The organism is Amycolatopsis pretoriensis (assembly GCF_900107925.1).
Classification (GTDB): domain Bacteria; phylum Actinomycetota; class Actinomycetes; order Mycobacteriales; family Pseudonocardiaceae; genus Amycolatopsis; species Amycolatopsis pretoriensis.
The window spans coordinates 1,430,722-1,455,388 of the sequence record NZ_FNUJ01000001.1 but is presented as its reverse complement, the minus strand read 5'-3'; the positions used below and the strand labels follow the sequence as shown (position 1 = coordinate 1,455,388).

Genomic DNA, 24,667 nt, shown 5'->3' with positions numbered 1-24,667 from the left:
AGCCGAGCCGAGCCGGTCCGAGCCGAGCCGAGCCGGTCCGAGCCGGTCCGAGCCGGTCCGAGCCGAGCCGAGCCGAGCCGAGCCGAGCCGGTCCGAGCCGGTCCGAGCCGGTCCGAGCCGAGCCGGTCCGAGCCGGTCCGAGCCGAGCCGGTCCGAGCCGGTCCGAGCCGAGCCGGTCCGAGCCGGGTTCCGCCGACGCAGCCCACGCCGGCACGACACGGCCCGATCTGCCGGGCTCAGCCCAGTGCGGCTGGACCCAGCTCGGCCGCAGCCGAGCGGCGCTGGCTGCGGCCAGCGGCCCGTAGCCGTCCTCAAGCCGTCGGCGGGCGGGATGGTCGTGCCCGCCACCGGCACGGGCCGGCGCCGTGCGCCGGCGAGAAATTCGCGTGACTTGCGCCATTACCCTGGACTCGTGGCCATCGTTGCGGAGAACCGCCGATTTACCGGCCCCCTGGCCCTTCACGGGCGCCAGCGGGGTTCCGATGCCACGTCCGCCGTCGGCGGTGACTGAACAGCACCGTGGTGACCTCGCCGGGTGTCCGGGCCAGGGGGAGCGCTTTCGCTCACCTGTCCCGCCCGCCCAGGAGGTTCCGTCATGCCCACACCACTCACGCCCGCCCAGCTCACCCGCGACCTCGCCGTCCGAGACCTGACCGATCCCGCCGCCGGGCCGCACGCCATCCAGCTCGTCGTCGAGCGGGCCGTCTCCGCGGTTGCCCGCACCGGCACCGACGTCCGACGATGGCCCGGCGATCGGATCGTCACCATCGCCGACAACTACGACCACCTCGGCTACCACCCCGACGACATCACCCGCGACGCGCGCTACACCCGCTACGTCGACGCCCACCACGTCCTGCGCAGCCACTCCAGCGCCATGATCCCCGCGGCACTCCGCGCGCTCGAAGCCCGCCCCGCCGATGATGTCCTGCTCGTCTGCCCCGGCGTCGTCTACCGGCGCGACTCCATCGACCGTTTGCACAGCGGCACCCCGCACCAGCTCGACCTCTGGCGGATCACCCGCGGGACCACCGACAAGGCCGATCTCGAGCACCTCGTCGAAAACCTTGTCGGAACCCTCCTGCCGGGCCGCCCATGGCGCCTCGAACCGCGACGGCATCCGTACACAGTGGACGGTGGCCAGCTCGACGTCCACACCGGAACCGAGTGGGTCGAGGTCGCCGAGTGCGGGCTCGCCCACCCGGACGTCCTCGCGCGGGCCGGGCTCGGGGACGGCTGGTCCGGCCTCGCCCTCGGCATGGGCCTCGACCGGATGCTCATGCTGCTCAAGGGCATCCCCGACATCCGCCTGCTGCGCTCGGCCGATCCGGCCGTGGCCGCGCAGCTGGGCGATCTCGCGCCGTAACCGTCCGGTGTCCGCGCTGCCGCCCGTGCGCCGCGACCTCTCGATCGCCGTTGCCGCCGAGGACCGGGCCGAGGACCTCGGCGACCGCGTCCGCACCGCCCTCGGCGAGGACGCCGACCTCGTCGAGTCGGTCGAAATCCGGCACGAGACGCCGTGCGCGCAGCTCCCGCAGCAGGCCCTGGCCCGCCTGGGCGCGGAGAGACACCAGAAGAACCTCCTGGTCCGCTTGGTGCTCAGGCCCCTCGACCGGACGCTGTCCGACGCCGAAGCGAACGTCCTGCGAGACCGCGCGTACGCCGCTCTGCACCAGGGCACCGAACACCAGTGGTCAGGCTCGCAACCCCCGCAACGCAAGCGCGGCGAAGCGCCGGGAAGCCGCGACTCGGGCTTCCGGTGACGCGGCGCGGATCCCGCTGTTGGCCATCAGCACCAGGACCAGGTCGTCGAGGACGACGTCGGACCGCACCTGACCGGCTTCCTGAGCCCGGCGGATCAACGCGGCGATCGAGCGCAACGCGCGTTCGCGATCCGCCGCGAAGTCGATCGCGTGCGGGAACGCCGACGTGAACGCCGCGGTGAAACCGCGGTCGCGCGCGTGCAATTCGAAAAGATTCTCGACCATCGAGGCGAAGCCGTGCCACGGGTCGGGGTCGGCGAGCCCCTCGTCGACGATGGCGTAGCACGCCCGCATCTGGTCGGTGAACACTGCCGTGACCAGCAGTTCCTTGGTCGGGAACCGGCGGTACAGCGTCGCCGGCCCGACCCCGGCGCGGCGGGCGATCTCGCGCATCGGCACGTCCAGGCCGTCGGCCGCGAACACCTCGCGTGCCGCCTCGAGGATTCGTGCGCGGTTGTCGCGGGCGTCGGAACGCAGCTTCTGAGGCAAAAGATCGGCCACGCTCTCAGTTTAGCGAAGTGGACGCCGGCGTCCACTACCGTCGGGCGCATGAAAGCAATTGCGGTGCAAGCCTTCGGCGACCCGGAAGGCCTCGCGGTCATCGACCTCCCGGACCCGAAACCCGCCGAAGGGCAGGTCCTGATCGCCACCGAAGCGATCGGCGTGGGCGGGGTCGACGCGGTGATTCGCAGCGGCGCGCTCGCCGCGTACGGCTTCACAGCCGGCCACGTCCTCGGCGGCGAGATCGCGGGCACGGTGACGGCGGCCGGCGACGGCGTCGACCCGGCCTGGCTCGGCCGGCGGGTGTGGGCCTTCACCGGCACCGGCGGCGGGTACGCCGAGCAGGCGGTCGCCCCGGCGGAGACGCTCGTGCCGCTGCCGGAGACCCTGTCGCCCGTCGATGCGGTGACGCTCGGCAGCTCCGGTGTCGTGGCCCACTTCGGCCTCCGCCACGCCCGCTTCGCCCCGGGCGAGTCGGTGCTGATCCGCGGCGCGGCGGGTGGGATCGGGATCATGGCCGTCCAGCTCGCGGGCAAAGCCGGCGCGATCGCGGTCACGACGTCGTCGCCGGAGCGCGGGCAGCGGCTGCGCGAACTCGGCGCGACGCACGTGCTGAACCGCGCCGCCGACGGCCCGGACACCTACGACGTGATCATCGACGTCATCGCGGGCCCCGAGCTACCCGGGTTCTTCACCAAGCTGAAGCCGAACGGCCGCCTGGTGGCGGTCGGCGCCGTCGCCGGCGACCCACCGGCGGACTTCGGCAAGGAACTGTTCGCGGCGTTCCGCAAGTCGATGTCGTTCGCGACGTTCAGCGCCGACACGGTGCCCCAGGAAGACCGGCGAGCGGCGATCGCGGACATCTTCACCGCCGCGACCCGCGGTGAGCTGACGTCAGTGGTGCACGAGGTGCTGCCCCTGGAAGACGCGGTGGCCGCGCACCGGAAGCTGCAGGCCGGCGAGGTGTTCGGCAGGATCGTGCTGACCCCGCCGGAAAGCTGACCCGTAGGGTGGGGCCATGGCAGATCGGCTCTACTTCCGGCAGCTGCTCGCCGGGCGGGACTTCGCCGTCGGTGATCCCGTTGCGACGCAGATGGTGAACTTCGCCTACCTCATCGGCGACCGGGACACGCGGGACGCGGTGATCGTCGACCCCGCCTACGCCGTGCAGGATCTGCTCTCGGTTCTCGACGCCGATGGCATGCGGCTGACCGGTGTGCTCGCCACCCACCACCACCCCGACCACGTCGGCGGCGAGATGCTCGGCTTCGACCTGCCCGGGATCGCCGAGCTCCTCGCCCTGCAGCCCGTGCCGATCCACGTCAACGGCGCCGAGGCCGAGTGGGTCCGCCGCGTGACCGGGGTCGAGGACACCGACCTGCGCGCCCACGACCACGACGACGTCCTCGAAGTCGGGTCCGTGCCCATCCGGATGCTGCACACCCCCGGGCACACGCCCGGCAGCCAGTGCTTCCTCGTCGAGGACAAGCTCGTCTCCGGCGACACGCTCTTCCTCGAAGGCTGCGGCCGCACCGACTTCCCCGGTGGCGACGCCGAGGAGATCTACCGCAGCCTGCAGGCCCTCGCCGGGCTGCCCGGCGATCCCGTCGTCTACCCCGGCCACCAGTACTCGGCCGAGCCGTCGGCCGCGCTGTCGGACGTCAAGCGCACCAACTTCGTCTACCGGCCGCGGTCGCTCGACGAATGGAAGGTCATGTTCGGCGGCTGAGCAAGGGCGTTCCACGGGCTGAAACCCCGCGATTTCACGGACTGGGCACCGATTGACTTCGCCCGCCCGGGGCTCGATGGTCGGGACCACGCAATCCCGACCCCCCCGTCCCCGGGAGAAATCCGTGTCGATTTCCACCACGGGCGTGCTTCCGCGCGTCCGGAAACGCGCCGTCGGGCCGCCTCGCAAGAAGTGGCGGCCCGACCTGCGGCGCTGGATCAGCCCGGTGGTGCTCGTCGCCGCCTGGCAGATCGCCAGTGCCACCGGCGTCCTGCCGCCCGACAAGCTCAGTTCACCGTGGACGGTCGTGCAGGCCGGCGTCGAATCCGCGCGCAGCGGCGAACTCGGCGACGCCTTCGCCGTGTCGCTCGGGCGCGTCGGCGCCGGGTTCGCGATCGGCGCCGTCGCCGGGGTCGTGCTGGGCATCGTGGCCGGGCTGTCCCGCTGGGGCGAGGTGCTGGTCGACCCGCCCGTCCAGATGCTGCGCACGTTGCCGTTCCTCGGCCTGATCCCGCTGTTCATCCTGTGGTTCGGCATCGGCGAGGAAACCAAGATCGTGCTCGTCGCGCTCGGCGTGGCCTTCCCGCTCTACCTCAACGTCCACTCGGGAATCCGCGGCGCCGACCCGAACCTCGTCGAAGCGTCGCGCGCGCTCGGGTTCAGCCGCGCGGAACGCCTTGCGCACGTGGTCATCCCGGGCGCGCTGCCGCAGGCGCTGGTCGGGCTCCGGCAGTCGCTCGGCATCGCCTGGCTGGCGCTGATCGTCGGCGAGACGGTCAACGCCGACGCCGGCGTCGGCTACCTCATCAACAACGCGCGCGAGTTCCTGCGCACCGACGTCGTGGTCGTCGGGCTCGTCCTGTACGCCCTGCTCGGCCTGGTCACCGACGCGCTGGTCCGGCTGCTGGAACGGAAGGTGCTGCGGTGGCGAACCCGGTAGCCGAGGTCCGGAACCTCACGAAGAAGTTCGGCGAGCGGACCATCCTCAATAGACTCGATCTCACAGTCGAACGCGGTGAGTTCGTCGCGCTGCTGGGCCGCAGCGGCTCCGGCAAGTCGACGCTGCTGCGGGTGCTCGCGGGCCTCGACGACGACGTGACCGGCCAGGCGACCGTGGCCGGGACCGTCTCGGTCGCTTTCCAGCAGCCACGGTTGCTGCCGTGGCGGAAGGTCTGGCGCAACGTCGTCCTCGGCCTGCGCCAGGACGGCGTCTCGAAGTCCCGCAACCGCGCGCTGGCCGAGAAGGCCCTGGCCGAGGTCCAGCTGGCCGAGCACGCCGACGACTGGCCGCTGACGTTGTCCGGCGGCGAGGCTCAGCGGGTGTCGCTCGCTCGTGCCCTGGTTCGCGAACCCGGCCTGCTGCTGCTCGACGAGCCGTTCGGCGCCCTCGACGCGCTGACGCGGATCGCGATGCACGGCCTCGTCGTGGACCTGTGGCGCCGGCACCGGCCGGGCGTGCTGCTGGTGACCCACGACGTCGACGAGGCCCTGCGGCTCGCCGGCCGGGTCCTGGTGCTCGACGGCGGCCGGATCGTGGCCGAGCACCGGCCACGCGAAACCGACCACGACGACCTCCGCCGGCGCGTGCTGGCGGACTTGGGAGTGACCGAAGATGCGGTGGCGTAAGGGAATCGCGGTCGTCGCGGCGGCACTGACGCTGGCCGGCTGCGGCTCGGCGACCGGCGCCGACCAGGCGGCCGTGCCCGGGCCGGTGAGCGCGGCCGACCTGGCGAAGGTGACGTTGAAGGTCGGCGACCAGAAGGGCGGCGTGAAGTCGCTGCTCACCGCGGCCGGTCAGCTCGACGGCACGCCGTACAAGATCGAATGGTCGACGTTCACCTCCGGGCCGCCGCTGCTCGAAGCCGCGTCGGCCGGCGCGATCGACACCGGCCGGGTCGGCAACACCCCGCCGATCTTCGCGGCCGCGGCGAAGGCGAAGATCAAGGTCATCAGCGTCTCGCGCAGCAACGTCGAGCGGGAGGCCCTCCTCGTCCCGCCCGACTCGACGCTGCCGGACGTCGCCGCGCTGAAGGGCAAGACGATCGGCGTCGCCAAGGGCACGTCGGCTCACGGTCAGCTGCTGAACACGCTGCACAGGAACGGATTGTCCACAAAGGACGTAAAGCTGAGTTTCCTGCAGCCGTCGGAGGCCTACGCCGCGTTCACCCAGCACACGATCGACGCCTGGGCGATCTGGGATCCCTACACCGCGCAGGCCCAGCTCGAAGCGCACGCCCGTGTGCTGGCCGACGGCCGGGGCGCCTCGAACGGCCTGGGCTTCCTCACCGCGGGCACCGCCGCGCTGGCCGATCCCGGCAAGAACGCGGCGCTGCGCGACTTCGCGGTAAGGGTGGTCAAAGCGCAGAAATGGGCCGACACGCACCGCGCCGAATGGGCGGCGGCGTGGGCGAAGGAGACCGGGCTGAAGCTCGAAGTCGCGCAGAAGACCGTCGACGCCGGCCGCGACCTGCCGATCGCGCTGGACGACTCCGTGATCGCCTCCGAACAGCAGCTCGCGGACGCCTTCACCGAAGAGAAGACTCTGCCGGGCAAGGTGGACTTCGCCGCGTTCGCCGACCGGCGGTTCGCCCCCGAACTCGACCTGGCGAGGAGCAACGGATGAGCGTCACGCTGCACTGGTTCCTGCCCACCAGCGGCGACGGCCGCACGATCGTGGAACGCTTCCACGCCAACCGGTCCCAGGGCCCGTCCGCCCAGCGGCAACCCGACCTGGACTACCTGGCCCAGGTCGCGCGCGCCGCCGAACGGCAGGGTTTCGAAGGCGTCCTGACGCCGACCGGAACGTGGTGCGAGGACGCGTGGCTCACCACGGCCGCGCTGATCCGCGAGACGACCCGGCTGAAGTTCCTGGTCGCGTTCCGCCCCGGCGTCCTCTCCCCGACGCTGGCCGCGCAGATGGCCGGCACCTTCCAGCGGCTGTCGGAAGGGCGAGTACTGCTCAACATCGTCACCGGCGGGGACGCGGTCGAGCAGCGGCGCTTCGGCGACTGGCACGACCACGACGCCCGGTACGCACGCACCGACGAGTTCCTCACCATCGTGCGCGGCGTCTGGTCGGGGCAGCCGTTCACGTTCGAAGGCGAGCACCTGCGCGTCGAAGGCGCGACGACGCTGGCCGCGCCGGACCCCGTGCCGCCGATCTACTTCGGCGGGTCGTCGCCGGCCGCGCTGCCGGTCGCGGCGCGCCACGCCGACGTCTACCTGACCTGGGGTGAGCCGCCCGCGCAGGTGGCCGAGAAGATCGGCAAGGTCCGCGAGCTGGCCGGGGACCGGCCGATCCGGTTCGGCGTCCGGCTGCACACGATCTCGCGCGACACGTCGGCCGAAGCGTGGGCGGAGGCGCGGAAACTCCTGGACGCGCTGAGCCCGGAGCAGGTCGCGAAGGCCCAAGCCCAGCTGGCCGCGAGCGAGTCGGTCGGACAGCAGCGCATGGTCGCGCTGCACGGCGGCCGGACCGACGGTGGCGTGCGCGGGCTGGAGATCCACCCGAACCTGTGGGCGGGTGTCGGCCTGGTCCGCGGCGGCGCCGGTACCGCGCTCGTCGGCAGCCACGAAGAAGTCGCCGACCTGATCGAGGAGTACCACAGCGTCGGCGTGCGCGAGTTCGTGCTGTCGGGCTACCCGCACCTGGAGGAGGCGTACTGGTTCGGGGACGGTGTCCGGCCCGAGCTGGCCCGGCGCGGGCTGCTCAAGGAGTACTAGCCCCAACGGGTCGAGGCGTAGACGACGATGTTGTCCCGATAGGACCGTTTCGCCGCGTCGAAGCTGCCGCCGCAGGTGATCAGCCGCAGGGCGCTGCCCGGGGCCGGCCCGTAGACCGCGTCGGTCGGGAACGCGTTCTTCGGGTAGCGCTGGACGGTGTCCACGACGAACCGGCTCTCCTGGCCGTCGGAACGCGCGACGAACACCTCGTCGCCGTCGCGCAGGTCGCGCAGCCGGAAGAACGGCGCCGGGCCGGACCGGGAGTCGACGTGCGCGGCGATCACCGCCGGCCCGGGGTCTCCCGGCACCGGACCGGCGGCGTACCACCCGACGTCTTCGAAGCGCGCCGGTGCTTCGAGCTGGTGGTCGGCGCCCAGCCCGAGCGGGACGAGCGCGGGCGCGTCGACGCCGATCGCGGGGATCCGCAGCCGCACCGGGCGGACGTCGGCCGCGGCGGGCAGCGGCTTCGGGCCCGTCGCCGTCGAGGGCGAGGTGGACTGGACCGCCGGCGGCACCGCGGGTGCCGGTGGGGCCGGGGCACAGCCCGCCACGACCAGCGCGGCGACGAGCAGCGCGCCGAGGTCAGCGCGCACGGGCCGCCCGGCGTCCTGCGACGAGCGCGGCCACCAAGAGCCCGATCGCCGCGAAGGCCGGCCACAGCGGCGTTCCGGCCGAAGCCGTGCCCCCGCCGCCGGTCTCGACGCCCAGCTTCGGCGGCTCGGGCAGCGAAGCGCCGTCGGAGATCGGATTCGCCTTCAGCACGCCGTTGTTCTCGAGGACCAGGACGGTCGTCGAGCTCCCGGCCTTGACGTCGACCTCGGGAGTGGTCTTCGCCGTGCCGCTGCGCAGGCCCAGCGGCCAGCGCCCCTCCGGCACGTCGACGTAGGGCGAGGTGAAGCCGTAGGGCGCGTCCTTGGCGAGCAGGACGCCCGGTCCGTCGACGGAGACCGGCGCGATCGCCGCCGACCCTTCGACGATCCGGACCCGGCCCTTGCCCGCGGCGGGCGCGGTGAGGTCGTCGGTGACCAGGGTGCCCTTGAGCGTGTCGTCCGGGCCGTTCGCGAAGACCAGCAGCGAGTACGCGGACCGCTCGGCGACCTCGATCGTCGCCGACAGCGCCGGCGGGGTGCTCGACGCGGCGTCGGCGGGCCGCATCGACAGCGTGTACTTGCCGGGGTCGAGCGAGGAGTACGGCGTGACGGCGCCGTAGCCCGCCTTGCGGATGACGACCTTTTCGGCCTGGCCGAACGGCGCGAAGTAGATGTCCACCGGCGGGACCTTGGGGGAGAGGTGCCCGACCCGGATCCAGCCGACGCCCGGGCCGGGGCCGGTCGCCGCCTCGGCCGTGACCGGCGTCAGCGCGACGAGCAGGAGGGCTGCGGCGATCAGCCCGCCGGGTCTGAGCAGGAGCTGGGGAAGAGTGCGCATCGGAGGGCCTCTTTCGCGGTCAGGGGGAGGAGAACGGGACGAGCAGTCCCGGGGGTGCGAACAGCGGGTAGGTGACGAGCACGCCGCCGCCGGTCCGGACGACCGACGAGGGGCGGAACAGGTCGCGCTGGCCGGTGTAGAACGCGGCCGCGCCGTCTTCGCCGCCGGTGAGCAGCACCCGGCGGCGGGGTTGTCCGGCGGGGTCTTCGCCGGGGACCTCGGGGAACGCCGCGACCCGGACCGGCTGCAGCGCCGCGAGCGCGGCGATCGTCGCGATCAGCCGGGGGTCGACGCGGCCCGCGCGCAGCGGGCCGGCGGCGTCGGGGGTGAACGTGATCCGGGCCGACGCCTGCAGCGCCTCGCCGGCGTGGGCGCGCGCCGACGCCTCCGACGGCGCGGCCGGGTCGGTGGGCGGCAGCCCGAGGCGGGAAACGGTCACCTGGTGGTCGCCGGTGCCGAACACCGCGGTCGCGCCGGCGGTCTCGAACGCGGCGCCGATGTCCGGGTACCGGTGCCGGAGACCGGTCTCGCCGGCGGTGAAGACCGCCCACTCGGCGGGCGGGCAGGAGGCGGTGCACGCGGCGGGCGTGACGAGCATGCCGGTCGGCCAGCCCGCCTTCGCGAGCTCGGCCCAGGCGGCGTCGCCGACCAGCACGCGGGAGCCGGAAGCGTTGACCCGCAACCAGTCCCGCGCCTCGGCGAGCGGCCCGCTCCGGTCGGCCGCCGGCCGCAGGGCCGGGTAGCCGTACCCCCAGCCGACGGCGATCATCGCGACCAGCACGACCGCCGCCAGCGCGGTGCCGGTGCCGCGCCGCGCTTCCCACCGGTGGGCCGCGTCGCGCTGCCGGGTGACGGCCTGGACGACGCCGGCCAGCAGCAGCGGCGTCACCGGCAGCAGCAGGGCGAGCACGGCGGTGTCCGGGACCCCGGGGACGAGCAGCGTGGCGACGAGCAGCAGGCCGGACACCGCGAACGGGCGCAGCGACGTCACGGCCAGCGCGGCCACCAGGGCGACGGTCGAGAGCACCGCCCACGTCGGGTCGAGGGCGACCCAGTCGGCGACCGAGGGCCGGCCCGCGGCCGCGAGGTGCGGGCGCAGGAGCCCCGCCGCCGGGCCGAACGCGATGCCCAGCCCGAGGTTGAGCAGCACCGCCACGAGCGCCGCCCGCACGGGCGCGCGCCGCACCAGCAGCCAGCCGGCCGCGGGCAGGAAGACCAGCGCCAGCGGCGACGTGAGCACGGCCGCCAGCAGGCAGAGCGCCGCCAGGACGTCGTGCCGGATCCGGGCGCCGGGCCGGGTCAGCAGCACCAGCGCACCCAGCGCCCACAGCGCCGCCAGGTGCTCGACGACCACCAGCCGCTGCAGGCCGAGGGCCAGCGGGGACGCCGCGAGCAGCACCACCGCGGCCGCGGCCGCCCACCGCGTCAGGCCGAGCCGCCGGGCCAGGACCCACAGGAGCAAGGCACCGATCACCGCGACGACGAGCATCGCTTCCCGGACCGCCACGAGCGCCGTGGCCGAGCGCTCGAAGGCGTCGGTGAGCATCGTGTACGCCGAAAGCTGCCACCAGCCGAACGGGCTGACCCCCGCGCCGCCCGCGTCGGTGAACGCCGTGAAGTGCCCGAGCGCGTAGGCGTGGGCGACGTTCGCGGCTTCGGCGGGCAGGACCGGCGCCGGCGTGGCGAGGTAGAGCACCCGCAGGCCGCCGGCCAGCGCCAGCAGCGCGAGCACGATGTCGAGCGACAGCAACCGGTGCGCGGCGACCGGTTCGGAGAGCGTCGCGGGGGCGCGGCCCGAGACCGTCGTCCCCCGGCTGTGCTGGGCCATTGGACGGATCGTAGCCGCTCCCGATCACCCGTCCAGCTCGGGACGGTTACGTCAACCGGTCGGCCCAGTGCCTCCGAAAGCGTTGCCGCGCAAGATTATTTCCGACTGTCCGCAGTGGATCCGGAGAGTGTCCGGGTCAACGCGAGCGCGACCGTCCGGACGGCGGGGGCGACCCGTTCGGTCCGCATCCGGTTGGCCCAGCCGGAAATCGAGACCGCGGCCACCGCGTCGCCGTGCGCGTCGAGCAGCGGGCTCGCCGCGCACACGACACCGACACCGGATTCCTCGCGCTCCAACGCGATCCCGTCTTCGCGGACGCGCGTCAGCTGACGGCGCAGCAGCCCGGGCGCGGTGATCGTCTTCGGGCTCATCCTGGGTAATCCGGCGTCGATGACCTGGTTCACCACGGATTCCGGAGAAAACGCGAGGATCGCCTTGCCGACCCCCGTTGCGTGCGCGGGGAACCGGCCGCCGATGCGCGACGGCAGCGTCGGCGCGTCCGGGCCGCGCAGCACGTCGAGGTAGACGACTTCGGTGCCTTCGAGGATCGCGAGGTGGACGGTGTTGCGGGTCGCCTCGCGCAGGTCGGCGAGGTACGGCCGGGCCGCCTCGACGAGCCCCCGGCGGGGTGAGGCCAGTTGGCCGATTTCGAACAGCCGCAGTCCCAGCCGCACCGCACCCCCCTCGCGGGTGAGGAGGCCGGTGTCGGCGAGGTGACCTGCCAACCGGTGCACCGTCGTCTTCGCCAGCCCGGTCCGGCGGGCCAGTTCGGAGACGCCGAGCGTGTCGTCGCCCGGCCGGAAGGCTTCCAGGAGCGCGGCGAGCCGGGCCGCGACGAGTCCGTCGCCGCTCGCGCCGTCGTTCCGCCCAGCGGTACGCATGGGTTGAGTGTGCCCGATCCGCCGCGCGACTGTCACCAGGTCGGCAAGGAGGTGGACGTCAGTGGTCGTCGGCGCCGAGCACGAGTTTCACGCAGTGGGCGACGAGCCGTTCGCGCGAGACCTTCAGCGAGCCGTCGAGGTAGGCGATGAAGACGTTGCTCAGCGCGCCCACCAGCCCGACGGCGACCATCTGCCGCTCGGTCTCGTCGCCGTGGGACAGCTGCTCGCCGACGAGCGCGGCGAACACCGGCAGCAGGTGCAGGCCGCGGCGGGTCAGTGCGGGGTCGGTCAGCGGGGCGAGCAGCAGGATCCGGCCCTGGCGGGGGTCGTCGACGATCAGCTCGACGAACGCGCGCACGGCGTGCTCGGCGCGCAGCACCGGCGTCGGCGCGTCCCGGACGGCGGCCACGAGGGCTTGGCGGGCCTGCTCGCCGACGTGCTCGTAGACGGCGGCGACCAGCTCTTCCCGGTCGGTGAAGCTCTCGTAGAAGTAGCGCTCGGTGAGCTTCGCGTGCCGGCACACCGCGCGGACGCTCGTCCCGGCCGACCCCTCGGTGCCCAGCAGCTCCAGGCCCGCGGAGACGAGCTGCGCGCGCCGCTGCGCCTTCCGGTCGTCCAGGGTCGTGCCCGCCCACGTGCGGCCCGGCATGCTCACTCCTCGGTTGACTACGTGTGTTGTCAGATCCTAGCCTGACAACAGCCGTAGTCAGTTGGACTCGACGAGGAGACTGCCGATGGACGCCCCCGAACCGCTGGGCCCCGACTCGCTAACGTGGAAGTACTTCGGCGACTGGCGGGGGCTGCTCATCGCGCTGTGGGCCGGGTCGATGCAGAACATGCACCCGGGTCTCGGCGCCGGCGTCGAGCAGCACTCGCGGTTCTTCGAGGAGCGCTGGCAGCGGCTCTTCCGGTCGCTCTACCCGATCGGCGGGGTCGTCTACGACGGCCCGCGCGCCCACGCGACCGCCCTGCAGGTCCGCGGCTACCACGACCGCATCAAGGGCGTCGACGCGCTCGGGAGGCGCTACCACGCCCTCGACCCGGACACCTACTACTGGGCGCACTCGACGTTCTTCGTCAGCACGATCCTCATCGCCGACCACTTCATGGGCGGCATCGGCGAGGCGGAGAAGCGGCGGCTGTTCGACGAGCACGTCACGTGGTGGCGGATGTACGACATGACCATGCGGCCGGTGCCGGAGAGCTGGGAGGACTTCCGGCGCTACTGGAAGCACATGTGCGCCGAGGTCCTGGAGGACAACAAGGCCACGCGGGACGTCCTCGACCTGCGGGGGATCGCGAAACCGCCGTTCCTGCCCTGGCTGCCCGGCGTGCTCTGGCGGCCGGTGAGCGTGCTGGTCGCGAAGAACTTCCGCTGGCTGACCATCGGGCTGTACGACCGCGAGATCCGCGACCTGCTCGGGTTCCGCTGGTCCGAGCGGGACGCCCGCCGGCACCGCCGGGTGGGGAAGCTGATCAACGCCGTGTTCAAGCTCGTCCCGCACGACCGCCGCTACCACCCGCGGGCCCGCGCCGGCTGGCGCCGCGTGCGCGGCGAGGTGGCTCCGGACGCGCCGGTGGTCGAGACTCCACGCAGGAACCTGCCGCCGCTGTCCGAGCGGGGCAAGCCGGAGCACTACGCGCCGAACGTCCGTCGAAACACCTAGGAGGCATTTCGTGAAGCTGGGATTCCACGTCGGGTACTGGGGCAGCGGGCCGACGCCGGGGGCGCTGGAAGCCGTGGTGAAGGCCGAAGAGCTCGGGTTCGACTCGGTGTGGACGGCGGAGGCGTACGGCTCGGACGCGTTCACGACCCTGGCCTGGTACGGCGCGTCCACCAGGCGGATCCGCCTCGGCACGAACATCGTCCAGATGGCCGCGCGTACGCCGACCGCGACGGCGATGAGCGCGATGACGCTCGATCACCTCTCCGGCGGCCGGATGGTGCTCGGGCTCGGCGCGTCGGGCCCGCAGGTCGTCGAGGGCTGGTACGGGCAGCCGTACCCGAAGCCCTTGGCGCGGACGCGGGAGTACGTGGACATCGTCCGGCAGGTGATCGCCCGCGAGGCCCCGGTGACCCTGGACGGCCAGCACTTCCAGCTGCCGCTCAAGGGCGGGACCGGGCTCGGGAAGGCGTTGAAGCCGACCGTGCACCCGCTGCGCAAGGAGATCCCGATCCACCTGGCCGCCGAGGGGCCCAAGAACGTGGCTCTGTCCGCCGAGATCGGCGACGGCTGGCTGCCGCTGTTCTTCTCCCCGAAGTCCAACGCCTTCTACAAGTCGGCGCTGGAGGAGGGCTTCGCCCGGCCCGGGGCGCGGCACACATTCGAGACGTTCGAGGTGCCCTGCTCGATCCCGGTGATCGTGCACGACGACGTCGAGGAGGCGGCTTCGTGGATCAAGCCGTCGCTGGCGTTGTACATCGGCGGGATGGGCGCGAAGAGCGTGAACTTCCACCACGACGTCTTCGCCCGCCTCGGCTACGAGGACGTCGCCGACAAGGTCCAGGAGCTGTACCTGGCCGGCCGCAAGGACGAGGCGACCGCGGCGATCCCGACATCGCTGGTGGAGGACACGTCGCTGATCGGGCCGGCGGCGAAGATCCGCGACGAGCTGCAGGCGTGGGAGGAAACGGTGGTGACGCAGCTCCTGCTGCGCGGCGACGCGGCGACGTTGGAGAAGATCGCCGGCGCGCTCGGCTAGCGCGGTGGCCGTCCGCGGTGGCGGAGCTGTCGAGGAACCGCTGCGCCGGGCGGGGGTCTTCGTGGCCCACCTGACCCCCCCGCACGCGGCTGCGGGCGGTCGCCTGCTCGTCGAGCAAGGCCGAACTCGCACCGCGGCGGCGGGAACCCCGCCGACGTACCGCCGCTACCGGCACCGCGGTGCTGCGCCGGGCGGAGGCTTTCGTGGTCCCATCCGACCCCCCGCACGCGGCTGCGGGATCCCCGCCGGCGAAACCGTCCGCTAGCGCGGGCCCCTGTCGTGGCCTTGGTCACGACGATGGCACGATTCCCCTCGACCACTACCGGGTGCTCGCCGAGATCGAATACTCATGGCCTGCACCCGGTACGCCTGTCTCGAGGAGGACCATGGCGACGCTGTCCGGCCGGACGAGGTTCCGCTATTCGCTCGGCTCGTTCGTCACCGGGTCCTTCGGTACGGTGCCCGGCCTGGTCCTGGTCAAGTACCTGACCGACACCATGGCCGTGCCCGCCGGCTGGGCCGCCGCCATCGTGTTCGTGCCCAAGGCCTGGGACTTCTTCTTCAACCCCGTCGCCGGGCGGATGTCCGACGCCGACCTGCTCAAGACCGGCAGCCGGCGCCGCTTCCTGCTGATCGGCGGCGTCGGCGTCGCGATCCTGTTCGCGGCGATGTTCGCCCACCCCGGGCTCGGCGGGCCGCTGCCGGACGCGTTGTACGTGGCGGTCCTGTTCGCTGCCTGCGCGACGGCGTACGCGCTCTTCCAGGTGCCGTTCAACGCGCTGCCCGCCGAGCTGACCGAAGACGCGACCGAGCGCACGAAGCTCACCAGCGTCCGGATCGGCGTGCTGGCCGTGACGATCCTGATCTGCGGTGGTGGCGCCCCGGCGATCACCGCCGCGATCGAAGGTGTCGCCGGCTACCGGATCATGGCCGTCGTGATCGGGCTGATCGTGCTGGCCGCGACGCTGCTGGTGTACTTCGGGCTCAAGGACGCGCCGGTCGGCTCGCTGCGGCCGAACACCGTGAGCCTGAAGGAGCTCGTCAGCACGCTCGCCGGGTGGCGGCCGTTCCGCTGGCTGCTCGGCACGTACTTCATCCAGGCACTCGGCATCGGCACGGTGCTCGCCGCGATCCCGTTCTTCGCCCAGCGCATCCTCGGCGACGACGCCTACGGCACGATCCTGTTCGTCATCTTCGTGGGCCCGGCGCTGGTCACCATGCCGCTGTGGCCGCGCCTCGGCGACCACGTCGGCAAGCTGAACGGCTTCCGCCTGGCGACCGGGGCGTTCGCGATCGGCCTGCTCGGCCTGGTGTTCGCCCAGTCGATCCCGCTGGTCCTGTCGTTCGTCTTCGTGGCGCTCTGCGGGGTCGGGTACGCCGGGATCTCGGTGTTCCCGCTGGCCATCCTGCCCGACCTGATCACGGCCGAAGAGGAGCGCACAGGCGAGACCCGCGCGGGGATCGCGGCCGGCGTGTGGACCGCGGGAGAGACCCTCGGGCTGGCCTTCGGCGGCGGTCTCTGGGCGCTCACCCTCGCCTTCGGCGGGTACGTGTCGAGCACGGACGCCACGTCCGCCCAGCCGCACAGCGCGATCGTGGCGATCCTGATCGGGTCGTCGATCGTCCCCGGCGTGCTCATCGCGCTGGCGCTGCCGCTGCTGCGGCGCAAGGTCCTGGAGCCGCGCCATGAACCCGCCTGAGGACGTCCTGGCGGAGCTGCGGGAGCTGCGCGCGGGTGACCTCCCGACGCACGGCGGCCGCACCCTGGCCTACGTCTACGACAGCGGGCTGTCCGAAGTGGACACCCTCGGGGCGGCGGCGCACGCGCTGGCGTCGTCGGCCAACGGCCTCGACCCGACGGCGTTCCCGAGCCTGCTGCGCCTGGAGAACGACCTCGTCTCGGCGGCTTCTTCGTTGCTCGGCGACGTTCCCGGCGTCGTCGGCTCGGTGACCTCCGGGGGCACGGAATCGTGTCTGCTGGCGGTGCTCGCCGCCCGGGACGCGCACCCTTCGATCGAGTCGCCGTCGATCGTGCTGCCGACGACCGCGCACGCGGCGTTCCACAAGGCGGCGCACCTGTTCGGGGTGCGGCGGATCGACGTCCCGGTCGACCCGGTGACGTTCCGCGCCGACCCGGCGGCGATGGCCGCGGCGATCGACGACTCGACGATCCTGCTGGTGGCGAGCGCGCCGTCGTACGCGCACGGCGTGCTGGACCCGATCGAGCCGATCGCGGCCGCCGCCGCGGCCCGGGGCGTCCGGATGCACGTGGACGCGTGCATCGGCGGCTGGGTGCTGCCGTACTTCGCGAAGCTCGGCGCGGAGGTCCCGCCGTTCGACTTCCGCGTCCCCGGCGTCACGAGCATCTCGGTGGACCTGCACAAGTACGCCTACTGTCCCAAGGGGACGTCGGTGCTGCTGCACGCGTCGGCCGAACTGCGGCGGTCGCACTACTTCGCGAGTGCCGCCTGGCCCGGCTACACGATGCTCAACACGACGATCCAGAGCACGCGCTCGGGCGGTCCGTTGGCCGCGGCGTGGGCGGTGACCCGTCACCTCGGCTCGGAGGGTTATCTCTCGCTGGCGGCTTCCACCCGCGAAGCGGTGGCGCGCATCCGTTCGGGCATCGCCGATCTGCCGGGTCTCCGGATCCTCGGGGACCCGATCTCGACACTGCTCGCGTTCACCGCTTCCGACGACGGCTTTGACCTCTTCACGGTGGCGGACGAGATGAAGGTGCGTGGCTGGTACGTCCAGCCGCAGTTCGCCTTCGCGGGATCGCCGGTGAACCTGCACCTGACGGTGACAGCGGCGAACCACGGCAGTGAGAAGGAGTTCCTGACCGACCTCGCGGCTTCGGTGGACGCGGCCCGTGCGGCCGGCCCGGTGACGGTGGATCCGGCGGTCGCGGAGTTCGTGGCGGCGCTGGACCCGGCGACGCTGACGTCGGAGCAGTTCGCGGGTCTCCTGGCAGCGGCGGGTTTGGGCGGCGCTTCGGGCCTGCCGGACCGGATGGCTCCGATCAACGCGCTCCTCGCAACGGCACCGGCGCCGTTGCGGGAGCGGCTGTTGCTCGAGTTCCTGGGCGCGCTCTACACGCCCTGAATCACTGGTTGCGCGAAGCCAAGCCTTCGGGCGCCGACTTGACGGCCGCGTGGATCGCGTCCGCCAACGCCAACGCGTCCTCCTCCGTCAACTCCAGGGCGACGCGCGCCGAAGCGCCCAAGCCCGGGTTGCGGAAGTCGATGTTCACCGTGTGCGCGTACGGCGCGTGGACCGGGTGGTCGACGTACACGGTCCCTTCGTTCAACCGGAACCACCCGCGGGCGCCCTTGCCGCTGCCCTCGAGTTCGAACTTCTCCGTCAGGTAAGTGCACATGGGTGAGGGTCCTCTCAGGCGGAAAGCGTGCGGGAGTAGAAGTCGAGGATGCGTTCCCAGCCGTCCTTCGCGGCTTCCGGCCGGTAGCTCGGGCGGTCGACCGCGAAGAACGCGTGGCCCGCGCCCGCGTACGTGTGGAACTCGTGCTCCTTGCCGAGCTTCTCCAGCTCGGCCGCCAGCACGGCGACCTCGTCCGGGCCCGGGAACTGGTCGTCCGCGCCGAAGATGCCCAGCAGCGGGCACGACAGCTGCGACGCCAGGCCCAGCAGCGGCTTCATCTGCTTCATGGCCTCCGGCGGGTCGTTGACGACGAAGGCGCCGTAGCAGTCGACCGCCGCGTCGAGGTCCAGGGAACACGCGGACAGGAACGCGTGCCGCCCGCCCGAGCAGTGCCCGATGACGCCGACACGGCCGTTCGCGTTTTCCAGGGCGCGCAGGTAGTCCGCCGCGCCCGACACGTCGCCGACGAGGCGGTCGTCGGGGATGCCGCCGGACGCGCGGACCGTCGCCGCCGCGTCGTCGGGGTCCGCGCCCGGGGCTTCGCGCGTGTACAGGTTCGGGCAGAGCGCGTTGTAGCCCTCGACGGCGAAGCGGCGCACCATCTCCTTCGTCGCCGCGTCGTAGCCGGGCATGTGGTGGATCACCACGACCCCGCCGCGCGAGGTGTCGTCGGTCGGTTTGGCCAGGTACGCCTCGAGCTCGTCCCCGCCGTGGCCGGTGATGGTGACGGTCCCGGCGACGATCTCGTCGGTCATTGAGACTCCTTCGATCCTTCGGGGGTGTGGAAGTAGCGCTTGCCGCGCGAGGCGGACGCCACCGCGGCGACGACGGCCATCACGGCGGCCGCGGTGAACACGACCACCAGGCCGTGGTGGAACGGGCCGGAGACCAGCTGCGGGAAGAACTCCCCGCCGGTGAGCGTGTTCCGGTCGGCCGGGGACAGCCCGGCCAGGACGTCCGGGCCGAGCAGGTGCCCGACCGGGTTGCTGCCCAGGAACGCCGCGAACAGCGTGCTGACGGGCGGCAGCTGCGCGACGCCGTCGGCGACCGCCGCCGGGACGCCGTGGGCCTGCAGCCCGCCGGTCAGCGTCTGCGGGAGCGACGAAGCCAGCCCGGCGATCATCAGCGAGAAGAACACCCCGATCGACAGCGACGTCCCGGAGTTCTGGAACGTCGCCCGCATGCCGGAGGCGACCCCGCGCTGCTCGGTCGGCACGCTGCTCATGATGGCCGAGGTGTTGGGCGCGGAGAACATGCCCTGGCCGATCCCGCTGACGACGAGCAGCGCGGCGAACGCCGGGTACGGGAAGTCGACCGGCAGGGCTAGCAGGCCGAGGAACGCCGCCGCGACCAGCAGCAACCCGCCGGTGGAGAACAGCCGCGCCCCGAACCGGTCGGACAGGTAGCCCGACACCGGCCCGGCGACGAGGAACCCGACGGTCAGCGGCAGCATGTAGATGCCCGCCCACAGCGGGGTGCGCTCGTAGTCGTAGCCGTGCAGGGGCAGCCAGATCCCCTGCAGCCAGATGATGAGCATGAACTGCATGCCACCACGGGCGACCGACGTCAGCAACGCGGCGACGTTGCCCGCGGCGAACGCGCGGATCTTGAACAGCGAAAGCTGGAACATCGGCGCGGCGACGCGGGTCTCGATGACGCCGAACAACAGGAGCAGCAGCACGCCGGCGCCGATGCCACCGAGCACCCACGGGCTGCCCCAGCCGGTCGCGGCGCCGCCGTAGGGCTGGATGCCGTAGGTGATCGCGGCCAGCAGCAACGCGGTCCCGGCGGCGAAGGTGACGTTGCCGCCCCAGTCGACCTTCGCGCGCTTCGGCGTCCCGACCTCGCGGAGGCTGCGGATCGACCAGATCGTGCCGAGCAGCCCGAACGGGACGCTCACCCAGAACACCGCGCGCCAGTCGATCTCGGCGAGCAGCCCGCCGACGACCAGGCCGAGGAACTGCCCGGCCAGCGCGGTGATCTGGTTGACCCCGAGCGCCATCCCGCGTTGCTCGGCGGGGAAGGCGTCGGTCAGGATCGCCGCCGAGTTCGCCGTCAGCATCGACCCGCCGACGGCCTGCACGACCCGCCAGCCGATCAGCCACAGCGCGCCGCCGCCGGCGTGGAACGGGTCGAACGACAGCGCCACCGACGCGACGCTGAAGACGACGAACCCGAGGTTGTACATCTTGACCCGGCCGAACATGTCGCCGAGCCGCCCGAGCGTCACCACCAGCACGGCCTGCACGAGCAGGTAGCCGAGGATCATCCAGAGCAGGTAGCCGATGTTGCCCGGGGCGAGGGGGTCGAGGCCGATACCGCGGAAGATCGCCGGCAGCGAGATGATGACGATCGAGCCGTCGAGGGCGGACATCAGCACGCCGAGCGTGGTGTTCGACAGCGCGACCCACTTGTAGCTCACAGCTCGTCCGCCAGCCGCTCGATCAGCGGGATGGCCGCGATCAGCTCGCGCTGCTCGGCCGGGGTGAACTTCTCGGCGAGCGCGGCCGCCATCTTCCGCGTCGTGTGCGACCGGCGGTCGGTGAGCAGCTTGACGCCGGTTTCGGTGACCGACATCAGGACCTTGCGCCCGTCGGAGTCGTCCTTGCGGCGCTCGACGAGCCCGCGCTCGACCAGCCCGGCCAGGGTGACGCCCATGGCCTGCGGCTTGACGCGTTCGAGGTCGGCGAGACAGCCCGGCGTGGCCGGGCCCTCCCGGTCGAGCCGGGAGAGCACCGACCGTTCGGGCAGCGTCAGCTCCCCGACGACGTACCCCTGCCGCAACCGCCGGATCACCCGGCCCAGCGCGACGCGCAGGTCGGCGCTCGCCTGGAGGAGGTCCTCGTCCGTCACGATCGTCAACCTAGACTGATAAACCTGGGTTGATCAACTCGGACGTTTCGCCCGACCCGGCCGTCAGTGGACGTGCACGGCTTCCCACTCGGGGAACGGATCCGGCCCGGTCGCCTCGCCGAGGCAGTCGCGCAAGGCCGCGAGGAGCGCTTCTCCGGCCAGGTCCACGCCGATGAACACCAGTTCCTGCCGCGGTTCCGCGGCCACCCCGTGCGGCTCGAACCGCGCCACCGTGCCCGCTTGCGACCACAACCCGGTCACCCCGGGCCGGGACGCCAGCGCGAAGAACCCCTTGGACCGCAACACGGTCCCGAACTCACCCGAGTCCAGGCGCCGCGTCACGAAATCCCACAGCGCCGCCGGGTCGAACGGCCGCGCGGCGCGGAACACCACGCTGGAGATGCCGTACTCCTCGGTCTCCGGCACGTGGTCGCCGTTGAGCTCGGCCACCCAGCCCGGCGCCTCCTGGGCCCGCGAAACGTCGTACCGGCCGGTCCCGAAGACCCGCTCGAGGGGCACCTTCCCGAAGCTGCCGGTGACGACGTCCGCAGCGGGGTTGAGCCGCCGCAGCGTCGCCACCAGGCGGTCGGTGTCCGGGACGAGGTCCGTCTTGTTGAGCAGCAGGACGTCGGCGAACTCGACCTGGTCGACCAGCAGGTCGCTGACCGTCCGCTCGTCACCGGAGTACTGGTCGAGCCGGCGCTCCACGAGGGAGTCGCCGGCCGCCAGCTCGGAGGCGAAGTTCGCCGCGTCCACCACCGTCACCATCGTGTCCAGGTGGGCGACGGCGTCCAGGAAGGTGAACGTCGCCGCCACCGGCATCGGCTCGGAGATCCCGCTCGACTCGATCAGGACGTGGTCGAAACGGTCCTCCGAACACAGCGCGGCCACCTCGTCGAGGAGGTCTTCCCGCAGGGTGCAGCAGATGCACCCGTTGGTCAGCTCGACGAGGCGCTCCCGCGAGCGCACGAGGCCCGCGTCGATGTTGACCTCGCTCATGTCGTTGACGATCACCGCGACCCGCAGTCCCGCCCGGTTGGCGAGGATGTGGTTGAGCAGCGTCGTCTTGCCCGCGCCGAGGAAGCCGGACAGCACCGTGACCGGGACCGTCACGAGTGGAAGTGCCGCATCAGCCGGCGCGGGACCAGCTGGACTTCCCCGTCGACCTTGATCGGCACCAGGTCCACCGGGGCGGCCTTCCACTGCGACCGCCGGGATCGGGTGGTGCTGCGGGACTTCTTCCGCTTGGGGACGGCCATCAGCGCGTACCCCGCTTCCCGTAGCGGCGGTGGAACTTCTCGACCTGGCCGGCGCTGTCCATGATCCGCTGGGTGCCGGTCCAGAACGGGTGCGACCACGAGCTGATGTCGACCATCACAAGGGGGTAGGTCGCGCCGTCGGACCACTCGATCGTCTTGTCGGAGGTGATCGTGGAGCGCGTCAGGAACGCGTCGCCGGTGGCCGAGTCCTTGAACACGACGGGGTGGTAGTCGGGGTGGATTCCGGTCTTCATCGTTCTTCCTTTCGGTTCGCCGCGGAGTGCCGCGCCGGGTCGGGTTCGGTGTCCTCGCACGGTTCTTCGTGCCAGTCGCCGAACGGGTCGGGGTAGCGCGCCCACGCCTCGGGTCCTGCCGCGAGTTCCTCTTCGGTCAGTAGAGCGCCGCGCAGGGCCGCGTCGATCTCGTCCGGCGTTGTCTGGTCCGTCACGACGACGAGCTCCTGCGCCCGGTCGCCGTGCACCGGGTGCCAGCGCAGGGACGCGAGCGTGCGGCGCTCGGGGGAAACGTCCGTCCACTCCGGACCGTCCGGTGCGGCGAGCCACGGCCCGGCGTGGCCGATGCCCAGGCCGCCGCCGGCCGACTCGATCCAGAACGCGACGTCGGGCTGGCTGGCGACCCACGCACGCCCGCGGGTGCGGACAACGCCGTCGAGCAGGACGTCGAGGGCGTCGTGCAGGCGTTCGGGGTGGAACGGCCGCTGCGCGGTGAAGGTGACCAGCCCGATGCCGCAGTCGACGTGCACCGGCGGCTGACCGCGCAGCAGCGCGCCGTGCATGTCGGTCACTTCGCCACGGCGGGCGTCGGACGGGACGGCGTCGAGCACGCTGTGCCCGTCGATCCGGCTCAGCTCGACCCGTGGGACGGACGGCGCGACCCGGTCGAGGACCGCGGACGCCTTCGCCGCGGTCCAGGCGTCGGTCGCCGCGTCGGCCAGCACGAGGACGTCGGCGAACTCGACCTGCGAGAGCGCCACCTGCGCGACCGTGCGCTCGTCCTCGGGGCTGGCCTGCAGGTTCCGCTCGGCCAGGACGTCGTCGCCGGTCGCGTCGGCGAGGAAGGTCGCGCAGTCGACGACGGTGAGCACCGCGCGCAGGTCGACGTCGTCGCGCACGGGGTGGTCGTCGACCAGGACGTTCCGGATCGCCCAGCTCACCGGCTCCGGCTCCATGGCCTCGTCGAGCCGGACGACGATCCGGCGCACCTGCGGCAGCCGGGCCAGGTGCCGCAGCAGCGGCAGGAGGTCTTCGCGCAGGGTGCAGGACACGCAGCCGTGCGCCAGTTCGAGCACGGTCAGCTGGTCGCGCTGCTCGAGCCGCAGCCGGCGGCGGACGACGCCGGAGTGGATCTCGCGCAGGTCGTGGTGGACGACGGCGGTGCCGGGCCCGGCCATGCGCAGCAGCTCGGCGAGCGTGGCGTTCGGGCCCGGGGCGAGGCCGCTCACGAGGACGAGCGGGACGCGGGGGTCAGGGGTCACGAGGGCTCCAGGAATACGGGCGGGGTACGGTGCGTAGAGTAAATGAAAACGACAACCACTATCAACTCGGGAGGTCTCGTGTCCGCCGTGTGCCAGGTCACCGGCCGCAAGCCGGGCTTCGGCAAGCAGGTCTCGCACTCGCACCGCCGCACGTCCCGGCGCTGGGAGCCGAACCTGCAGAACCGCCGGTACTTCGTGCCGAGCGAGGGCCGCTGGGTGCGGCTGCGCGTCTCCGTCAAGGGCATGAAGACGATCGACAAGCGCGGCATCGAGGCCGTCGTGGCCGAACTGAAGGCAAGGGGAGTGAAGCTGTAATGGCGAAGAGCACCGACGTCCGCCCGATCATCAAGCTGCGGTCCACCGCGGGCACGGGCTTCACGTACGTCACGAAGAAGAACCGGCGGAACGACCCCGACCGGATGGTCCTGCGCAAGTACGACCCGGTCGCGCGCAAGCACGTCGAGTTCAAGGAAGAGCGCTGATGGCCAAGAAGTCGAAGATCGCCAAGAACGAGCAGCGCAAGGTGGTCGCCGCGCGGTACGTCGCCCGGCGTCGGTCGCTGAAGGCGGTCATCGCGTCGCCGTCGTCGTCCCCGGAGGAGAAGGGCGAGGCTGTCATCGCGCTGCAGAAGCTGCCGCGTGACGCGAGCCCGACGCGCATCCGCAACCGCGACGCCGCCGATGGCCGCCCGCGCGGCTACCTGCGGAAGTTCGGGTTGTCGCGGGTGAAGGTGCGGCAGGCCGCGCACCGGGGCGAGCTGCCCGGCGTCACGAAGTCGAGCTGGTGAGCCGGATGCCCAAGCCGAACCGGGACCGCCCGGCCAAGCGCAAGGTGAACCTGTTGCACGCCAACCGGATCACCCACGTCGACTGGAAGGACGCCGACCTGCTCCGAAAGTTCATTTCGGACCGGGGCAAGATCCGCGCCCGCCGCGTGACGGGGCTGACCCCGCAGCAGCAGAAGCAGGTCGCGACGGCGATCAAGAACGCGCGGGAGATGGCCCTGCTGCCGTACCCCGCGCCGGGCCGCACGAGCTGACGCGGTCACGCCACCCGGAACATCTCCGGGTGGCGTGACCCACGCTGGGCTGGCGCGGGGGTGAACCGTCAATAAACCTCCGCCTTC

General features: G+C 72.1%; 30 protein-coding genes. 16 read left to right on the top strand and 14 right to left on the bottom strand.

Annotated elements, in window-relative coordinates:
• Positions 1-595: 595 nt before the first annotated feature.
• Together srmL and BLV96_RS50505 are read left to right on the top strand one after the other, a co-directional pair.
• Positions 596-1,366: a PheS-related mystery ligase SrmL gene (gene srmL / locus BLV96_RS49700; protein ID WP_244180068.1), complete on the top strand. Its 771-nt coding sequence runs from the start codon at positions 596-598 to the stop codon at positions 1,364-1,366.
• A 7-nt stretch (positions 1,367-1,373) separates the two neighbouring features.
• A complete protein-coding gene (locus BLV96_RS50505; RefSeq protein WP_244180067.1) occupies positions 1,374-1,763 on the top strand; it encodes a hypothetical protein in 390 nt (129 codons plus the stop codon).
• Here the strand turns inward: BLV96_RS50505 and BLV96_RS06860 are convergent.
• Positions 1,695-2,264, bottom strand: coding sequence for a TetR/AcrR family transcriptional regulator (locus BLV96_RS06860; RefSeq protein WP_086675379.1), 570 nt, complete (start codon positions 2,262-2,264; stop codon positions 1,695-1,697). The genes BLV96_RS50505 and BLV96_RS06860 overlap by 69 nt on opposite strands.
• Positions 2,265-2,312: 48 nt before the next feature.
• Between BLV96_RS06860 and BLV96_RS06855 the strand changes: the two genes are divergently transcribed.
• The 6 genes from BLV96_RS06855 (at position 2,313) to BLV96_RS06830 (ending at position 7,716) form a co-directional block, all read left to right on the top strand.
• Positions 2,313-3,266 (top strand): zinc-dependent alcohol dehydrogenase family protein, encoded by a 954-nt coding sequence (locus BLV96_RS06855; RefSeq protein WP_086675380.1) that lies wholly within the window; start codon positions 2,313-2,315, stop codon positions 3,264-3,266.
• A gap of 16 nt (positions 3,267-3,282) precedes the next feature.
• Positions 3,283-3,993, top strand: a complete 711-nt coding sequence (locus tag BLV96_RS06850; RefSeq protein WP_086675381.1) for an MBL fold metallo-hydrolase — start codon at positions 3,283-3,285, stop codon at positions 3,991-3,993.
• Positions 3,994-4,117: 124 nt separating this feature from the next.
• The gene (locus BLV96_RS06845; protein ID WP_086675382.1) at positions 4,118-4,933 is read left to right on the top strand and encodes an ABC transporter permease; all 816 of its coding nucleotides are present in this window, start codon (positions 4,118-4,120) and stop codon (positions 4,931-4,933) included.
• The gene (locus tag BLV96_RS06840; protein WP_086675383.1) at positions 4,918-5,619 is read left to right on the top strand and encodes an ABC transporter ATP-binding protein; all 702 of its coding nucleotides are present in this window, start codon (positions 4,918-4,920) and stop codon (positions 5,617-5,619) included. Before BLV96_RS06845 ends, BLV96_RS06840 begins: the two co-directional genes overlap by 16 nt.
• Positions 5,606-6,616, top strand: a complete 1,011-nt coding sequence (locus tag BLV96_RS06835) for an ABC transporter substrate-binding protein (protein ID WP_086675384.1) — start codon at positions 5,606-5,608, stop codon at positions 6,614-6,616. The genes BLV96_RS06840 and BLV96_RS06835 overlap by 14 nt, the downstream gene beginning before the upstream one ends.
• A complete protein-coding gene (locus tag BLV96_RS06830; RefSeq protein ID WP_086675385.1) occupies positions 6,613-7,716 on the top strand; it encodes an LLM class flavin-dependent oxidoreductase in 1,104 nt (367 codons plus the stop codon). The genes BLV96_RS06835 and BLV96_RS06830 overlap by 4 nt, the downstream gene beginning before the upstream one ends.
• Here BLV96_RS06830 and BLV96_RS06825 read toward each other — a convergent pair.
• From BLV96_RS06825 to BLV96_RS06805, 5 genes are all read right to left on the bottom strand, one after another.
• Positions 7,713-8,309, bottom strand: a complete 597-nt coding sequence (locus BLV96_RS06825) for a class F sortase (protein ID WP_086675386.1) — start codon at positions 8,307-8,309, stop codon at positions 7,713-7,715. The two genes, BLV96_RS06830 and BLV96_RS06825, sit on opposite strands and share 4 nt — an antisense overlap.
• On the bottom strand, positions 8,299-9,144 hold the full coding sequence (locus tag BLV96_RS06820) for a DUF4397 domain-containing protein (protein ID WP_086675387.1): 846 nt from the start codon (positions 9,142-9,144) through the stop codon (positions 8,299-8,301). The genes BLV96_RS06825 and BLV96_RS06820 overlap by 11 nt, the downstream gene beginning before the upstream one ends.
• 19 nt (positions 9,145-9,163) lie before the next feature.
• Positions 9,164-10,972, bottom strand: coding sequence for a glycosyl transferase (locus BLV96_RS06815; RefSeq protein WP_086675388.1), 1,809 nt, complete (start codon positions 10,970-10,972; stop codon positions 9,164-9,166).
• 95 nt (positions 10,973-11,067) lie between these two features.
• Positions 11,068-11,853, bottom strand: coding sequence for an IclR family transcriptional regulator (locus BLV96_RS06810; protein WP_086675389.1), 786 nt, complete (start codon positions 11,851-11,853; stop codon positions 11,068-11,070).
• A gap of 58 nt (positions 11,854-11,911) precedes the next feature.
• Complete coding sequence (locus tag BLV96_RS06805) at positions 11,912-12,502, bottom strand: TetR/AcrR family transcriptional regulator (RefSeq protein WP_086675390.1); 591 nt, start codon at positions 12,500-12,502, stop codon at positions 11,912-11,914.
• An 85-nt stretch (positions 12,503-12,587) separates the two neighbouring features.
• Here BLV96_RS06805 and BLV96_RS06800 point away from each other — a divergent pair, with 85 nt between their 5' ends.
• The 4 genes from BLV96_RS06800 to BLV96_RS06785 all read left to right on the top strand — a co-directional run bounded on the left by BLV96_RS06800 (position 12,588) and on the right by BLV96_RS06785 (position 17,661).
• Positions 12,588-13,520, top strand: a complete 933-nt coding sequence (locus BLV96_RS06800) for an oxygenase MpaB family protein (protein ID WP_086675391.1) — start codon at positions 12,588-12,590, stop codon at positions 13,518-13,520.
• Between the two features lie 10 nt (positions 13,521-13,530).
• Positions 13,531-14,556 (top strand): LLM class F420-dependent oxidoreductase, encoded by a 1,026-nt coding sequence (locus BLV96_RS06795; protein WP_086675392.1) that lies wholly within the window; start codon positions 13,531-13,533, stop codon positions 14,554-14,556.
• A gap of 386 nt (positions 14,557-14,942) precedes the next feature.
• Positions 14,943-16,256, top strand: coding sequence for an MFS transporter (locus BLV96_RS06790; protein WP_086675393.1), 1,314 nt, complete (start codon positions 14,943-14,945; stop codon positions 16,254-16,256).
• Positions 16,243-17,661 carry a pyridoxal phosphate-dependent decarboxylase family protein gene (locus tag BLV96_RS06785; RefSeq protein WP_086675394.1) on the top strand — a complete coding sequence of 473 codons (1,419 nt, stop codon included), beginning with the start codon at positions 16,243-16,245 and terminating at the stop codon, positions 17,659-17,661. Before BLV96_RS06790 ends, BLV96_RS06785 begins: the two co-directional genes overlap by 14 nt.
• 1 nt (position 17,662) lies before the next feature.
• On the opposite strand, the gene BLV96_RS06780 is transcribed toward BLV96_RS06785, so the two are convergent.
• From BLV96_RS06780 to mrf, 8 genes are all read right to left on the bottom strand, one after another.
• A complete protein-coding gene (locus BLV96_RS06780) occupies positions 17,663-17,935 on the bottom strand; it encodes a DUF6295 family protein (RefSeq protein WP_086675395.1) in 273 nt (90 codons plus the stop codon).
• A 14-nt stretch (positions 17,936-17,949) separates the two neighbouring features.
• Complete coding sequence (locus BLV96_RS06775) at positions 17,950-18,690, bottom strand: dienelactone hydrolase family protein (protein ID WP_086675396.1); 741 nt, start codon at positions 18,688-18,690, stop codon at positions 17,950-17,952.
• Entirely contained in the window at positions 18,687-20,357 is a 1,671-nt protein-coding gene (locus BLV96_RS06770; RefSeq protein WP_091388835.1) for an MFS transporter, read from the bottom strand. The genes BLV96_RS06775 and BLV96_RS06770 overlap by 4 nt, the downstream gene beginning before the upstream one ends.
• Positions 20,354-20,788 (bottom strand): MarR family winged helix-turn-helix transcriptional regulator, encoded by a 435-nt coding sequence (locus BLV96_RS06765; protein WP_167379540.1) that lies wholly within the window; start codon positions 20,786-20,788, stop codon positions 20,354-20,356. The genes BLV96_RS06770 and BLV96_RS06765 overlap by 4 nt, the downstream gene beginning before the upstream one ends.
• Positions 20,789-20,851: 63 nt before the next feature.
• The gene (locus BLV96_RS06760; RefSeq protein WP_086678641.1) at positions 20,852-21,901 is read right to left on the bottom strand and encodes a GTP-binding protein; all 1,050 of its coding nucleotides are present in this window, start codon (positions 21,899-21,901) and stop codon (positions 20,852-20,854) included.
• Complete coding sequence (gene rpmF, locus BLV96_RS06755; protein ID WP_086678642.1) at positions 21,898-22,047, bottom strand: 50S ribosomal protein L32; 150 nt, start codon at positions 22,045-22,047, stop codon at positions 21,898-21,900. The genes BLV96_RS06760 and rpmF overlap by 4 nt, the downstream gene beginning before the upstream one ends.
• Positions 22,047-22,301 carry a type B 50S ribosomal protein L31 gene (locus tag BLV96_RS06750; RefSeq protein WP_086678643.1) on the bottom strand — a complete coding sequence of 85 codons (255 nt, stop codon included), beginning with the start codon at positions 22,299-22,301 and terminating at the stop codon, positions 22,047-22,049. Before BLV96_RS06750 ends, rpmF begins: the two co-directional genes overlap by 1 nt.
• On the bottom strand, positions 22,298-23,542 hold the full coding sequence (gene mrf / locus BLV96_RS06745) for a ribosome hibernation factor-recruiting GTPase MRF (protein ID WP_086678644.1): 1,245 nt from the start codon (positions 23,540-23,542) through the stop codon (positions 22,298-22,300). Before mrf ends, BLV96_RS06750 begins: the two co-directional genes overlap by 4 nt.
• 78 nt (positions 23,543-23,620) lie before the next feature.
• On the opposite strand from mrf, the gene rpmB reads away from it, so the two are divergent.
• The 4 genes from rpmB to rpsR are packed head-to-tail and all read left to right on the top strand — an operon-like array spanning position 23,621 to position 24,580.
• Positions 23,621-23,857, top strand: coding sequence for a 50S ribosomal protein L28 (rpmB, locus tag BLV96_RS06740; protein WP_086678645.1), 237 nt, complete (start codon positions 23,621-23,623; stop codon positions 23,855-23,857).
• Positions 23,857-24,024 carry a 50S ribosomal protein L33 gene (rpmG, locus tag BLV96_RS06735; protein WP_086678646.1) on the top strand — a complete coding sequence of 56 codons (168 nt, stop codon included), beginning with the start codon at positions 23,857-23,859 and terminating at the stop codon, positions 24,022-24,024. Before rpmB ends, rpmG begins: the two co-directional genes overlap by 1 nt.
• The gene (gene rpsN, locus BLV96_RS06730) at positions 24,024-24,329 is read left to right on the top strand and encodes a 30S ribosomal protein S14 (protein WP_086678647.1); all 306 of its coding nucleotides are present in this window, start codon (positions 24,024-24,026) and stop codon (positions 24,327-24,329) included. Before rpmG ends, rpsN begins: the two co-directional genes overlap by 1 nt.
• Positions 24,326-24,580: a 30S ribosomal protein S18 gene (gene rpsR, locus BLV96_RS06725; protein ID WP_086678648.1), complete on the top strand. Its 255-nt coding sequence runs from the start codon at positions 24,326-24,328 to the stop codon at positions 24,578-24,580. The genes rpsN and rpsR overlap by 4 nt, the downstream gene beginning before the upstream one ends.
• Positions 24,581-24,667: the final 87 nt, after the last annotated feature.

What these genes read in the sequence shown, in the direction of transcription:
- srmL (WP_244180068.1), top strand. Translation starts at nt 596, where the DNA reads ATGCCCACACCACTCACGCCCGCCCAGCTCACCCGCGACCTCGCCGTC.
- rpmG (WP_086678646.1), top strand. Translation starts at nt 23,857, where the DNA reads ATGGCGAAGAGCACCGACGTCCGCCCGATCATCAAGCTGCGGTCCACC.
- BLV96_RS06750 (WP_086678643.1), bottom strand. Translation starts at nt 22,301, where the DNA reads ATGAAGACCGGAATCCACCCCGACTACCACCCCGTCGTGTTCAAGGAC.
- BLV96_RS06820 (WP_086675387.1), bottom strand. Translation starts at nt 9,144, where the DNA reads ATGCGCACTCTTCCCCAGCTCCTGCTCAGACCCGGCGGGCTGATCGCC.
- BLV96_RS06790 (WP_086675393.1), top strand. Translation starts at nt 14,943, where the DNA reads ATGGCGACGCTGTCCGGCCGGACGAGGTTCCGCTATTCGCTCGGCTCG.
- BLV96_RS06815 (WP_086675388.1), bottom strand. Translation starts at nt 10,972, where the DNA reads ATGGCCCAGCACAGCCGGGGGACGACGGTCTCGGGCCGCGCCCCCGCG.
- BLV96_RS06835 (WP_086675384.1), top strand. Translation starts at nt 5,606, where the DNA reads ATGCGGTGGCGTAAGGGAATCGCGGTCGTCGCGGCGGCACTGACGCTG.
- BLV96_RS06775 (WP_086675396.1), bottom strand. Translation starts at nt 18,690, where the DNA reads ATGACCGACGAGATCGTCGCCGGGACCGTCACCATCACCGGCCACGGC.
- BLV96_RS06850 (WP_086675381.1), top strand. Translation starts at nt 3,283, where the DNA reads ATGGCAGATCGGCTCTACTTCCGGCAGCTGCTCGCCGGGCGGGACTTC.
- BLV96_RS06830 (WP_086675385.1), top strand. Translation starts at nt 6,613, where the DNA reads ATGAGCGTCACGCTGCACTGGTTCCTGCCCACCAGCGGCGACGGCCGC.
- BLV96_RS06800 (WP_086675391.1), top strand. Translation starts at nt 12,588, where the DNA reads ATGGACGCCCCCGAACCGCTGGGCCCCGACTCGCTAACGTGGAAGTAC.
- BLV96_RS06855 (WP_086675380.1), top strand. Translation starts at nt 2,313, where the DNA reads ATGAAAGCAATTGCGGTGCAAGCCTTCGGCGACCCGGAAGGCCTCGCG.
- BLV96_RS06810 (WP_086675389.1), bottom strand. Translation starts at nt 11,853, where the DNA reads ATGCGTACCGCTGGGCGGAACGACGGCGCGAGCGGCGACGGACTCGTC.
- BLV96_RS06785 (WP_086675394.1), top strand. Translation starts at nt 16,243, where the DNA reads ATGAACCCGCCTGAGGACGTCCTGGCGGAGCTGCGGGAGCTGCGCGCG.
- BLV96_RS06805 (WP_086675390.1), bottom strand. Translation starts at nt 12,502, where the DNA reads ATGCCGGGCCGCACGTGGGCGGGCACGACCCTGGACGACCGGAAGGCG.
- BLV96_RS06780 (WP_086675395.1), bottom strand. Translation starts at nt 17,935, where the DNA reads ATGTGCACTTACCTGACGGAGAAGTTCGAACTCGAGGGCAGCGGCAAG.
- rpsN (WP_086678647.1), top strand. Translation starts at nt 24,024, where the DNA reads ATGGCCAAGAAGTCGAAGATCGCCAAGAACGAGCAGCGCAAGGTGGTC.
- rpmF (WP_086678642.1), bottom strand. Translation starts at nt 22,047, where the DNA reads ATGGCCGTCCCCAAGCGGAAGAAGTCCCGCAGCACCACCCGATCCCGG.